This window comes from Streptomyces sp. NPDC007164 (genome assembly GCF_040634135.1).
Taxonomy (GTDB): domain Bacteria; phylum Actinomycetota; class Actinomycetes; order Streptomycetales; family Streptomycetaceae; genus Streptomyces; species Streptomyces sanglieri.
Map to the genome: position 1 here is coordinate 153,636 of NZ_JBEYFB010000017.1, position 12,659 is coordinate 166,294.

The window sequence follows — 12,659 nt, forward strand, 5'->3', positions numbered from 1 at the left end:
TTTCCTGAAGCGGCTACAGACCCAGCTCGGCGGTGAACTCGCACGCCTCAAGGATCTGCTTGACCGTCGTCAGATAGCGGGCCGCGTCGGCGCCGTCCACCAGGCGGTGGTCGTAGGAGAGCGTCACGTAGGTCATGTCGCGCACGGCGATCGTGTCACCGAGTTCCGGGTCGGAGACGACGACCGGGCGCTTGACCGTGGCGCCGATGCCCAGGATGGCAACCTGGCTCGGAGGGACGATGACCGTGTCGAACAGCGCACCGCGCGACCCGGTGTTGGAGATCGTGAAGGTGGCGCCGGCCAGGTAGTCCGGGGCGATCTTGTTCGTACGGACCTTGTTGGCCAGCTCGGCGGTCCGCTTGGCGATGCCCGCGATGTCGAGGTCACCCGCGCCCTTGATGACCGGGGTCATCAGGCCCTTCCCCGAGTCCACGGCGATGCCGACGTCCTCGGAGTCGAAATAGGTGATCGTGCTCTCGTCGTGGTTCAGGTGGGCGTTGATGACCGGGTGGGCCTTCAGCGCCCGGACGGCGGCCTTGACGAAGAACGGCATCGGGGTGAGCTTGACGCCCTCGCGGGCGGCGAAGCTGTCCCCGGCCTTGGCCCGGAGCTTCATCAGCTTCGTGCTGTCGACCTCGATGACCGAGGACAGCTGGGCCTGCTCGTGCAGGGCCATGTGCATGTTGTCCGCGATGGCCTTGCGGATGCGTGGCAGCTTGACCGTCCGGCCACGCAGCGGGGGTGATCCCAGGACGGAGGCCTTCGGCGCGGCGGCGGCCGGCGCAGCAGTGGCGGGCGTGGCCGTCTTCGCGGCCTCGGCGGTGGCGATGACGTCCTGCTTGCGGATGCGGCCGCCGACGCCGGTGCCCTGGACGGTGGACAGGTCCACGCCGCTCTCCGACGCGAGCTTGCGTACCAGCGGGGTCACGTAGGCGCCGTCGTCCGCGGGGGACACGGCGGCCGGAGCGGCCGGAGCCGGGGTGACCGGCGGGAGGGCCGGGGCTGCGGCGGCCGGAGCGGCACCGGCGGCACCGATGACGGCGAGCTCGGCGCCGACCTCGGCGGTCTCGTCCTCGGCGACAGCGATCTTGAGGAGAACACCGGCGACGGGCGAGGGGATCTCGGTGTCGACCTTGTCGGTGGAGACCTCCAGGAGCGGCTCGTCCTCGGCGACCTCGTCACCGACGGCCTTCAGCCAGCGCGTGACGGTGCCCTCGGTGACCGACTCGCCCAGCGCGGGCAGGGATACAGAGACTGACATGGTGGTTCACTCCTTCCCGGTCAGGCCGTAGCGCTGGGCGGCGGCGTCGGGAACGTCCGGTTTCACGTCGCCGCGGGCGGCGAGCGTGCGCAGGGTGTGTACGACGATGGACTCGGCGTCGACACCGAAGTGGCGGCGGGCGTTGGCTCGGCTGTCGGAGAGGCCGAAACCGTCGGTGCCCATGGAGGTCCACTGCTGTGGCACCCAGGGAGCGATCTGGTCCGGCACCGCGCGCATCCAGTCGGACACGGCGACGACGGGCCCCGGAGTGCCGGCCAGTGTTTCGGTGACGTACGGAGTGCGGCCCTGGGCCTCGGCTTCCATGGCGTCGCGGCGCAGCAGTGTCCAGGAGGGGGCCGACCACACGTCGGCGGCGACGTTCCAGTCGGTGGCGAGCAGTTCCTGGGCTCTCAGAATCCAGTGGATCGCGGTGCCGGAGGCGAGCAGCTGTGCGCGCGGAACGTCTGCGGCGGCCGCAGCGGCGGGCCGGTAGCGGTACAGGCCGCGCAGGATGCCCGCCTCGATGCCCTCAGCTTGCGGCATCGGCGGCTGGATCTTGGTCTCGTTGTAGACGGTGAGGTAGTAGAAGACGTCCTCGGGGCTCTCGCCGTGCATGCGCCGCAGACCCTCGCGGACGATCACGCCGACCTCGTAGGCGAAGGCGGGGTCGTACGGAAGACATGCGGGGTTGGTGGAGGCGATGAGGTGTGAGTGGCCGTCGGCGTGCTGGAGGCCCTCGCCGGTCATGGTGGTGCGTCCTGCGGTGGCGCCGACCACGAAGCCGCGGCCCAGCTGGTCAGCGAGAGCCCAGAACTGGTCGGCTGTGCGCTGCCAGCCGAACATTGAGTAGAAGATGTAGAAGGGGATCATCGGCTCGCCGTGCGTCGCGTACGACGTCGCGGCGGCGGTGAAGGAGGCGAGTGAACCGGCTTCCGTGATGCCCTCGTTGAGGATCTGACCGCTGGTGGACTCCTTGTAGTAAAGGAGCTGGTCTCGGTCGACGGGCTCGTACGTCTGGCCCTTGGGGGAGTAGATCCCGGCGGACGGGAACAGCGACTCCATGCCGAAGGTGCGGGCTTCGTCGGGGACGACGGGCACCCAGCGGGCACCGGTCTCCTTCTCCCGCATCAGGTCTTTGACCAGGCGGACGAAGGCCATGGTGGTGGCGATCGCCTGGTTGCCCGACCCCTTCGCGAGCGCGGCGAACGGCTTGTCGGCGGGGGCGGGGAGCGGCCGGGGTACGACCCGGCGGGCGGGCGCGGGGCCGCCGAGTGCGCGGCGACGTTCCTGAAGGTAGGCGACCTCCGCGGAGTCGGCCCCCGGGTGTGCATAAGGCACCAGACCCTCACCCAATTGGGAGTCGGGGATGGGAAGGTCGAGGAGGTCACGCATGACGCGGAACTCCTTGCCGGACAGCTTCTTCATCTGGTGGTTGGCGTTGCGTGACTCGAAGCCGGGGCCCAGCGTCCAGCCCTTGACCGTCTGGACCATGACGACGGTGGGAGCCCCACGATGCTTGAGCGCGGCCTGGTAGGCAGCGTGGATCTTGCGCGGTTCGTGTCCGCCGCGCGAGGTGCCGACGATCCGGGCGAGGGCCTCGTCGCTGTAGGGGCGGGCGAGTCCGGCGAGCGCGCCGGTGAACAATCGCTCGCGGATGTACGCGCCGTCGCGGGCGGCAAAGGTTTGCAGCTGGCCGTCGGGCAGGTTGTCGAGAGCGTTGAGGAGCAGCCCGTCGGAGTCGGTCGCGAGCAGGCCGTCCCACTCCACGCCCCAGGGCACCTTGACCACGTTCCAGCCGGCCGCGCGGAACTGGGCCTCCAGCTCTTGCATGATCTTGAAGTTGCCGCGTACCGGGCCGTCGAGGCGCTGCAGGTTGCAGTTGATGACGAAGGAGAGGTTGTCGAGTTCCTCGCGGGCGGCGAGTGCGAGGGCAGCCGTGGATTCGGGCTCGTCCATCTCGCCGTCGCCGAGGAACGCCCAGACGTGGCTGTGGCTGGTGTCCTTGATCCCGCGGTGATGCAGGTAGCGGTTGAAGCGTGCCTGGTAGATCGCCGAGAGAGGGCCGAGCCCCATGGACACGGTCGGGAACTCCCACAGCCAGGGCAGCCGCCGCGGGTGCGGATAGGACGGCAGACCGCCGCCACCCGCTTCCATCCGGAAGCGGTCCAACTCGGCCTGGTTCAGGCGCCCTTCTAGGAAAGCGCGGGCATAGACGCCGGGCGAGGCGTGGCCCTGGACGTAGAGCTGATCGCCGCTGCCGTCGGCATCCTTGCCCTTGAAGAAGTGCTGGAAGCCGACCTCGTAGAGCCACGCGGCCGACGCGTAGGTGGCCATGTGCCCGCCCAGGCCGCCGCGTTCGTTGCCACGGGTGACCATGACAGCGGCGTTCCACCGGTTCCACGCCGTGATCCGTGCCTCCATCGCTTCGTCGCCGGGATAGGCCGGCTCGGCGGGGGTCGGGATCGTGTTGACGTACGGAGTCACGGACTGTGGCGGCAGAGGTACTCCCACCTGGCGCGCGTGGTCGACGACTCGCTGCAGCAGTCGCCCTGTGCGCTGCGGGCCGATGGCGCCGACCGCACCGTCCACGGAAGCGAGCCATTCGGCCACTTCCTGGGGGTCGGGTTCGGGCAGCTGGTCCAGCTGGTGGTTCAAGGACATGGGAGTACCCTTCTGTGACGCGGGCCGACCGGAACCGGATATGCCTTTGGCCGCCGTTGGTGTGCTGGAACCGGCTGGCCGTGGTCGTCGAACCCTTGCACTCAATCTTCCGTATTGTGGAAGCCTGATTTCTCTCTACAGAAATCACTTGCTGTCAGATCGTGCGATCGGAAGCTACTGGCTAGCAATGTTCAATGATCGATCAAATGTGTGTATGTTTCACCGTTGTTGTTCGGCCAGTTCGTCGGCGGTGCGCAGGATCGTCTCCCATACGTGCGGATCGTCTCGAGTGATCGTCGGGAAGCCGGTTCCGTAGGCTCCGTGCCAGGCCGCCTCGACGCCGGGATTGGCCCACTCGCGACCGTCGGACGCGAAGACGTGCGGACTGCACCGGACTTGGTGGCGACGGGCGCATTCGAAGTCGAGCGTCACGAGGCGACGGGCTCGACCGTCGTCCAGGCCTGCCGAGACCAGCTCTTCGCGCACTTCGGGGGTTTCGCGAGCAAGGGCAATGATCTCCGAACGGGCACCGATGGGCCTGCTGTGGGCCCAGAACGCCCGGCGTATGGCCCGGTCGAGCGCCTCGGCCGCGGCAGGCCCCTGCTCCTTGGCCAACTGCACTGCCTCCAGGGCGAACAGTGAGGTGGACGGGAACTTCCAGTCGGGTGAGCGCCACATCTGCCATCCGGCGTTCGGTTCGATATGCGCGATCCCTCCGACCTCGGAGTCGGTGCCACGGCGTGGACTTGGCCCGTTGTTGAACAGTTCCAGAGGGAAGGCGCGGTGGTTGAGCCGGATCCGCTCGGTCAGGCCGAGTCGTTCCCGTGTGCTGTGCAGGCGATGCAAGGCGACGTGCGCGAAGGAGCACCAGATGTCCGAGAAGACCGTCAGGGTGCCGGGGAGTGTGGTGGTGCGCGGATCGGCGAGGCGCGCGACGTGGTGCGGCGGTACGTCGTCTGCGAGGCCCTGAGCTTCGGTCGTAGGCATCAAGCATTCCTCGATTCATGCGCATAGTCCATGATGTGCAGTTCCATGAGGCGTCCCAGGTGCGGGTCGCCGCGGAGCAGGCCTTCGGTGATCTCCTCGTGGTCCTCCACGTTGTCGTGCAGTTCCGTGCGCAACCACCGCAGGGAGAGGCGGGTCCAAGCCTCCACGCCCAGCCAGTCCCAGTGCCGGATGAGCACGGGATTTCCGCATGCGTGGACGATGGTGCGGTGGAAGGCCACGCCGTGCAGAGCCTGGCCGTCAATGTCCCCCTCGACAGCCGCGCGGCGCATCTCGAGCAGGTGTTGTTCCAGTGCGGCGACGTTGCCGGCCAGCCGGGGGGCGGCCAGCGTGACTGCGCGGCGCTCCAGGGAGGCGCGCACAAGGTACACATCCCGGAGCTGATCCAAGGTCAGCTCTCGTACCCGGACGCCTTTGTTGGGTGTGGACGTCACGAGCTCCATGGTCTCCAGCTCGCGCAGTGCCTCGCGCACCGGCGCCTGGCTGATGCCCAGTTCGATCGCGATCCGGCGCTCGACGATGCGGTCTCCGGGCTCCCAGCGGCCGGCCACCAGGCCTTCGAGGACGAATGTACGCACGCGTTTATGCAGAGGAACCCGCTCCAGTGAGAAGCCCGGCCTGGTCGCTCCGGAGGGCTGGGGGGTTGGGGGGCTCGTGGGGAGTGACAACTCGGCTCTCCTCTGCTCACCATTTGAGCAATGATCGATCATCTATCAGTAGAGTACTCGACGAATCGCAATCGCGGCTACCTCTGTTGCCGCGCATAGGCGTTGCGGATGTGGGCCCAACCCCGCGATCTGTCGGTTGCTGACCAGTGCCGCAGCGCGTTTTCCCATCACTCGCCTCGGCGAATGACCACAGAGCCTGTCGCCGGACAGAGCCCTCACGCCGGCTGCTTGGCCTCGCTCAGGGAGAGGCGCGACCGAGCAGTTGCTCGACCTCGCTCAGCACGAGGGGTGACGGTGTACTGCTTGACCGCATAGGAGGCGCACGCCGAGGATGAGGGCGGGCGCGAGGGTGCGGTAGTGCCCGCCGTGATGCCGCGGCGGTGCGGTGCCTCGGCGGTGTCGCGGATGCCGCACAGTGCGGCGGACGGTGCTCCCAGGGCGAGGGCTTCGGGAGAGGCGTCGCGGGGAAGGGTGTGTCCGGATCGGGCGGCGATTCTCTGGTCCGCATGAGGGATGACAGAGGTGGTGCGTGGTGTGCGCCGGCCGGGCCGCGGGGTGGGGAACCCGGCAGCGCAGGGGGTTCCCCGACGCCGTTCGGTCGTCGTCACTGAGCCGTGTGCGCGGCCTCCGGCCAGTTGAGGAACTCGCAGGCGAAGTGTCACTGGTGGCCGGTGAAGACGTGCTCGGGGGCGAGTGCGGGGAACTGGATCGTCAGGCGGATGCGCAGGCCGTGCGGACCGTCATCGAACTCATGCATGATGCGGCAGATCTCGGTGCCGTCCGTAAGTCGGCCGGCGCCGCCGATCCGGACGGGACAGGTCTCGTGGCCCTCGCCCTCGATCGCGACGCCGTCGTGGAAGGTGAGGAAGAAACGCAGCGGTCCGGAGCCGATGGTCTCGATGATCTCGACCACCCCGTCGGCCGAGTCGGCGAGGTAGTGCTCCGGATTGGCCGAGAGCAGCGCCGCCCGGTCGGCGCTCGCGAGCCGGCCCTGTCACCAGGTCTGGAACTCCTCAGAGGTGATCCCGCCGATTTCCATCTCGGTCACGGCGGACCGCCACGCACCGCCCGAGGCGTCCGGGAGCGGGGCCATCGCCCGGTCCGCCGCCCGGAGGTCCTCGGTGAGCAGTTCCCGCATCGGCTCGTCCCCGATCCGGTCCTTGAGCAGCGGGCGCGGCCCAGTTCCCAACGGCGGATGTCGTCCTGTGTACTCGGTGCCGTCGATCACGGTCCGGACGGTCAGTGCGCCGTTCATGGCGCGCTCCCTTCGGTATTGAACCCTTAAGCGGAGAATTTCTCTCTGCTTAAGGGGCGATAACATAACGGAGAGGAACTCTCCGGTTCGGTGGGGCGATGGAAGGCGGTACACCGTGCGGGCAGATGCGGCACGCAGCAGGCGACGGATCCTCGACGCGGCCCGTGATGTCTTCTTGATGCACGGCCTCGACGCGCCGCTGGACCTGATCGTGCGCCGGGCCGGAGTCGGGCCCGGCACGCTCTACCGGCGCTACCCCGACCGGGAGGCGCTCGTCCGGGACCTGACCGGAGACCTGCTCGTCCGCCTGGAAGGCGTGGCCGAAGTGGCCGCCGCGGTGGACGACGACGCCTTCGCGGCCTTGCGCCGATTCGTCCACGCCGCGGCGGACCTGCGGATGGGCGCGGCCGTTCTCGTCCTGCTCGAAGGCCTCGTGGTTGACGAGGAGCTCGTACGCATCCGTACCAGCACCGCGAGCACCGTCGAAGCCCTGATCGACGCCGCACACCGGTCCGGCCAGCTCCGCCTCGACGTGGGCATGGGCGACCTCATACTGCTCTCGATCCGTCTCTCCCGTCCCCTCCCCGGCGGCCTGGACCGTCTCGACACCGACGACGACCTCCTCCACCGCCACCTCGACCTGGCCCTCGACGGGTTGCACACGGCAGCCGCGACCGGGTCCGCAGCAGCCCCGGCGCCGGGCTCTCCCCTGAGCTTTGCCGACCTCGTCGCCGCCGCCGGCCGCCCGGCCGTCACCGACCGGGGGCCCGCGGGCGGGTAGCTGATGGCGTCGGCTGCTCGGCGCGTGCCCCGTCGGTGTCGACGATGAGGGGGTGCGGCGTCAGCGGGTTTTCGCGGCCGTCCTGCCGACGATCTCCTCGGTGGTGACGTCGGGCGCCGTCTCGACCAGGACCGGGCCGCCTTCGGTGACGTCCAGGACGCCGAAGTCGGTGATGATCCTGTCGACGCAGGCCTTGCCGGTGAGCGACAGGCCGCACGCCTCGACGATCTTCGGGCTGCCGCCCTTGGCGGTGTGGGACATGGCGACGACGACCCGTCGGGCGCCGTGCACCAGGCCCAAGGCACCGCCGATGCCGGTCACCATCTTGCTGGGGATGGCCCAGTTGGAGAGGCCGCCGTCCTGGGAGACCCGCGTGACGCCGAGCACGGCGGCGTCGATGTGGCCGCCGCGGATCTTGCCGAAAGACAGTGCGGAGTCGAAGAGGGAGGCGCCGGGCAGCACGGCGACCGTCTTCTTGCCCGCGTTGATCAGATCGGAGTCCACCTCGTCCTCGTACGGGAATCGGCCGGTGCCGAGGATGCCGTTCTCCGACACCAGCACGACGTGGATGCCGTCGGGCAGGTGGTTGGGGATCAGCGTCGGCAGGCCGATGCCGAGGTTGACGTACTCGCCAACGCGCAGACCCCTGTGACGGTGGTCGGCACCCGACCACCGTCACCAACCGCAGCACGCGCTCCGGAAGGCCGCTCCGGCCCGGCCCCCACCGCCGCTCCGACAGACTGGCAGCAGGCCGCTTTACGGGCGTGCGCCTCCTCGAACATCAATCCACTTGCGGGAGACCCCTGTGTACTCGCCCCTCCAACCCGGCCGACGAGCAGCGCATGCGGGCCCAGCACGAACGCACGGCACAGGCCCTGAAGATGACCCGCACCGACGGAGAGCCCTTCTCGGGCTGGGACGGTCGTGCCCTCGGTCGTGAAGACACACCACAACCGGACAGCAGGTATGGCTACGGACGACATCCGCCCCGCAGGACAAGACCCACGGCAAACCAGGGGAAGGCTCGGATACCGCCCAGCAGGCGGCCGGCAACCCTTGGCGGCCACCGGCCCGCGCTACTGGCCGGCCACGACACACAGGCCGACGGCACCGCCTGCCGGACAGAACTGAGCGAGCACCCGAACCAGCCGGTCGTCTCCACCAACCCCGTCCTGCGCCTCCAGCCGCAGCTGCCCGACAGCCGGTGGCCCTCCCTGGACGGCGCGCCGGAGAAGGTGGCGGCCACCACCACCGACCGCGTCGCGCTCTGCCAGGAGTACGTCGAACGCGCCACCCCGGCTTTCCTCGGCATCCCAGCCCCCGCCGTCACTCAACGGACGACTGTCCACGGAGATCTGTACGGGACCAGCCTCACCGCCCCCGAACTGCGCCTACTGGACTGGGAAGCACGGGGCCAAGGCCCCTTGGGCCACGACCGGGCCACGCTCTACGCCTACAGCCTCCTGCGCCCCGACGCCGCCGACCGGATCCCCTTCGCCAGCACCGTCTCCTGGTCCACACACCTGTCGTCATCGAGATAGTCGCGCAGCATGTGCGAGCGTGAAGGGTGGCGCAGCTTGCTCATCGTCTTGGCCTCGACCTGGCGTATCCGTTCGCGTGTCACGCCGTAGACCTTCCCGATCTCTTCCAGAGTCTTGGGGCTGCCGCCCGAGAGCCCGTACCGCAGGGAGATGATGCCGGCTTCGCGCGGGGCCATCTCCGCCAGGATGGTCTGGATGGTTTGCCGGAGGAAGCCGAAGGCGACCACGTCCCAGGCGGAGGGCGAGTCGCCGTCCATGATGATGTCGCCGAACTCGGTGTTCCCGTCGTCGGACAGAGCCGCTTCCAACGAAACTGGCTCCCTGTTGTAGGCGTTGAGTTCGGCCAGCCGTTCCACCGGGACGTCCGCCTTCTCAGCCAGTTCTTCGAGGGTAGGCTCGTCGCCGGACTTGTTGATCAGCTCACGGCGGATCCGCGCCACGCGGTTGATGATCTCCACGGTGTGCACCGGTATGCGGATGGTGCGGCTCTGGTCGGCCAGGGCCCGGGTGACCGCCTGTTTGATCCACCAGGTCGCGTACGTGGAAAACTTGAAGCCCTTGGCGTAGTCGAACTTCTCCACGGCTCTGATCAGTCCGGTGTTGCCTTCCTGGATCAGGTCCAGGAACTGCAGTCCGCGCCCGGTGTAGCGCTTGGCGACGGCGACCACCAGGCGGAGATTGGCCTCGGTGAAATGGTTCTTCGCGCGGCGGCCGTCCTCAGCAAGGAGGGCCAACTCCCGGCGCACATGCGTGTCTGGGCCCCGTTCTTCGGCTAGGAGATGCTCGGCAAGCAGTCCAGCTTCTATGCGCTTGCTCAATTCCACCTCCTGCTCGGCGGTCAGCAGCGGGACCTTGGCGATGAGCCGCAGGTAGTCCTTGACCTGGTCGACTGTGCCGTCTCCTGAAGGGAGCCCGGGGGCGGCGGTCTCGTCGTGCTCCGGGAGCAGGGCCTTCTCCGGGCGCTGCATGTCCGTGGCGTTCACATGGGCTCCAACAGGGCGTTCAGATACCGCCCAGTGTGCGATCGGACGTCGGCCGCGACCTGTTCCGGGGTGCCTTCGGCGATGACCTCGCCTCCCCGGTGTCCGCCTTCCGGTCCCATGTCGATCAAGTGGTCGGCCGACTTGATCACGTCGAGGTTGTGCTCGATGACGACGACCGTGTTGCCGCCGTCGGCCAGTCGTTGAAGCACCGTCAGCAAGCGGGCGACATCAGCGGTGTGAAGGCCGGTGGTGGGTTCATCCAGCACGTAGAGGGTGCGCCCACGAGTACGGCGCTGGAGCTCGGCGGCGAGCTTGACGCGCTGCGCCTCACCGCCGGACAGAGTGGTGGCTGCCTGGCCGAGCTTCACATAGCCGAGCCCGACGTCGTCCAAGGCCCGCAGATGCCGGGAGAGGATCTGGTGGCCGTCGAAGAAGTCCAGGCTCTCGGCCACGGTCATGGTCAGCACGTCCGCGATGGATCTCTCCCTGTATCGCACGTCGAGGGTCTCCCGGTTGTACTGGGCGCCCTGGCATACCTCGCACGGGACGTAGACGTCCGGGAGGAAGTTCATCTCGACCTTGATGGTGCCGTCGCCGTAGCAGTGTTCGCAGCGGCCGCCTTTGACGTTGAAGGAGAACCGGCCGGGCTGGTAGCCGCGCACCTTTGCCTCCGGGGTCTGGGCGAACAGCTTGCGCAGATGGTCGAAGACGCCCGTGTACGTCGCCGGGTTGGAGCGGGGGCTGCGGCCGATCGGCGACTGGTCGACCTGGACCACCTTGTCGATGTACTCGATGCCCGTGATGGTGCGGTGCCGGCCCGGCACCCTGTGTGCACGGTGGACGCTCCGGGCGAGTGCGGCGTGCAGGATGTCATTGACCAGGGTCGACTTGCCAGAGCCCGAGACGCCGGTGACCACGGTGAACAGACCGACAGGGAACGACACCGTCACGTTGCGCAGGTTGTGCTCGGATGCTCCGTGCACGGTGAGGGCGCGGCCCGGTTCAGGCTCTCTGCGCCGGGCGGGCAGGGGGATCGTGCGACGTCCGGAGAGGTAGGCGCCGGTGACGGACTCAGGATGTACGGCCAGCTCCTGCACGGTGCCCGAGCAGACGATCCGGCCGCCGTGTGTGCCCGCGCCGGGGCCGACGTCCACCACCCAGTCGGCGTTCCGCAGCGTTTCCTCGTCGTGCTCGACGACGAACACCGTGTTACCGCGGTCGCGCAGCCGCTTCAGGGTCTCGATGAGCCGCTGGTTGTCGCGCTGGTGCAGCCCGATGGACGGCTCGTCCAGCACGTACAGCACGCCGGTCAGCCCCGCGCCGATCTGGGTCGCAAGCCGGATGCGCTGCGCCTCTCCGCCCGAGAGGGAAGCGGCGGGCCGGTCGAGCGAGAGGTAGTCCAGGCCGACATCGAGGAGGAACCGCAGCCGTTCGCCGGTCTCCGTGAGCAGCGCCTCGGAGATCCGCTGCTCACGGGCACTGAGCTCCAACTCATCGATGAATGCGGCGAGTTCACCCAGTGGCAGGGCTGCCGTCTGAGCGATGCTGCGCCCGCCGACCGTGACCGCGAGAACTCCCGGGGCGAGCCTCGCGCCCCCGCAAGCTGCACACGGCTCCGCGCGCATGTACCCGGCGAACCGGTTCTGGCCGGCTGCGGACTCGGCGCCGTCGGCGTAGCGGCGCTCGATGTGCGGGATGACTCCTTCGAAGCGGGCCACGTGCGAGCGGTCACGTCCGAAGCGGTTCCGGTACGTCAGGTGCAGCCGCCGTTCCGCACCGTGCAGCACCATCTGACGTATACCGGAGGGAAGTTCACACCAGGGGGTCGTGACACTGAAGCCGACGTCTGCGCCCAGGGCTTCGAGCAGGCGGGTGTAGTAATCGGCGCCGCTGGTGTTGGTCCAGGGTGCGATGGCACCCTCCGCCAGTGACATGGTGTCGTCCGGCACGACGAGAGCGGGGTCGACCGCCAGGCGCGAGCCGAGGCCGGTACAGGTGGGGCAGGCACCCCAGGGCGCATTGAAGGAGAACAGCCGGGGCTCCAGCGACTCCAGACCGATGTCGTGGGAGCGCGGACAGGCCATCTCCTCGGAGAGCACCAACTCGCGGCCGGCCGAGCCGAGTTTCTGATCCACGAACTCGACTCGGAGGACGCCGCATCCGATCCCCAGTGCGGTTTCCACTGATTCCGTCAGCCGCTGCCGGATACCGGGCTTGACGGTCAGCCGGTCGACGACCGCGTCGATCGAGTGCTTCTTGCGCCTGTCCAGTTCGGGCGGCGTCGTCAGCGCAAGGACCGTCCCGTCAACCCGGACCCGGCTGAATCCATCGGCGGACAACTGCCGGAAGATCTCGACATGTTCGCCCTTGCGGTCGCGGACGACGGGGGCCAGGACCTGGAACCGGGTTCCCTCGTCCTCGTCCAGCAGCAGGTCGACGATGCGCTGCGGTGTCTGCCGGCTGACCGGCTCGCCGCACTCGGGGCAGTGGGGGTGGCCGATCCG

At 68.5% G+C, this 12,659-nt stretch carries 11 protein-coding genes; 2 read left to right on the top strand and 9 right to left on the bottom strand.

Features of this window, described 5'->3' with window-relative positions; all coding sequences use genetic code 11:
• Nucleotides 1-13: 13 nt before the first annotated feature.
• From ABZ622_RS22305 to ABZ622_RS22330, 6 genes are all read right to left on the bottom strand, one after another.
• Nucleotides 14-1,261, bottom strand: coding sequence for a 2-oxo acid dehydrogenase subunit E2 (locus ABZ622_RS22305; RefSeq protein ID WP_360545684.1), 1,248 nt, complete (start codon nt 1,259-1,261; stop codon nt 14-16).
• 6 nt (nt 1,262-1,267) lie between these two features.
• Nucleotides 1,268-3,922, bottom strand: a complete 2,655-nt coding sequence (aceE, locus tag ABZ622_RS22310) for a pyruvate dehydrogenase (acetyl-transferring), homodimeric type (RefSeq protein ID WP_360545686.1) — start codon at nt 3,920-3,922, stop codon at nt 1,268-1,270.
• A 219-nt stretch (nt 3,923-4,141) separates the two neighbouring features.
• On the bottom strand, nt 4,142-4,909 hold the full coding sequence (locus tag ABZ622_RS22315; RefSeq protein ID WP_360545688.1) for a DsbA family protein: 768 nt from the start codon (nt 4,907-4,909) through the stop codon (nt 4,142-4,144).
• The gene (locus ABZ622_RS22320) at nt 4,909-5,505 is read right to left on the bottom strand and encodes a GntR family transcriptional regulator (RefSeq protein WP_360545690.1); all 597 of its coding nucleotides are present in this window, start codon (nt 5,503-5,505) and stop codon (nt 4,909-4,911) included. Before ABZ622_RS22320 ends, ABZ622_RS22315 begins: the two co-directional genes overlap by 1 nt.
• A gap of 748 nt (nt 5,506-6,253) precedes the next feature.
• Nucleotides 6,254-6,508, bottom strand: coding sequence for a hypothetical protein (locus tag ABZ622_RS22325; protein WP_360545692.1), 255 nt, complete (start codon nt 6,506-6,508; stop codon nt 6,254-6,256).
• Between the two features lie 81 nt (nt 6,509-6,589).
• Nucleotides 6,590-6,850: a hypothetical protein gene (locus tag ABZ622_RS22330; protein ID WP_360545694.1), complete on the bottom strand. Its 261-nt coding sequence runs from the start codon at nt 6,848-6,850 to the stop codon at nt 6,590-6,592.
• A 115-nt stretch (nt 6,851-6,965) separates the two neighbouring features.
• Here ABZ622_RS22330 and ABZ622_RS22335 point away from each other — a divergent pair, with 115 nt between their 5' ends.
• Nucleotides 6,966-7,631: a helix-turn-helix domain-containing protein gene (locus tag ABZ622_RS22335; protein ID WP_360545696.1), complete on the top strand. Its 666-nt coding sequence runs from the start codon at nt 6,966-6,968 to the stop codon at nt 7,629-7,631.
• Between the two features lie 60 nt (nt 7,632-7,691).
• Here the strand turns inward: ABZ622_RS22335 and ABZ622_RS22340 are convergent, their stop codons facing one another.
• Nucleotides 7,692-8,273, bottom strand: a complete 582-nt coding sequence (locus tag ABZ622_RS22340) for a 3-oxoacid CoA-transferase subunit B (protein ID WP_360545720.1) — start codon at nt 8,271-8,273, stop codon at nt 7,692-7,694.
• Nucleotides 8,274-8,473: 200 nt separating this feature from the next.
• On the opposite strand from ABZ622_RS22340, the gene ABZ622_RS22345 reads away from it, so the two are divergent.
• Nucleotides 8,474-9,172, top strand: coding sequence for a hypothetical protein (locus tag ABZ622_RS22345; protein WP_360545698.1), 699 nt, complete (start codon nt 8,474-8,476; stop codon nt 9,170-9,172).
• Here ABZ622_RS22345 and ABZ622_RS22350 read toward each other — a convergent pair.
• On the bottom strand, nt 9,085-10,155 hold the full coding sequence (locus ABZ622_RS22350) for an RNA polymerase sigma factor (RefSeq protein ID WP_360545700.1): 1,071 nt from the start codon (nt 10,153-10,155) through the stop codon (nt 9,085-9,087). The genes ABZ622_RS22345 and ABZ622_RS22350 overlap by 88 nt on opposite strands.
• The coding region (gene uvrA, locus ABZ622_RS22355) for an excinuclease ABC subunit UvrA (protein WP_360545702.1) at nt 10,152-12,659 on the bottom strand (2,508 nt) is incomplete at its 5' end. The genes uvrA and ABZ622_RS22350, both read right to left, overlap by 4 nt.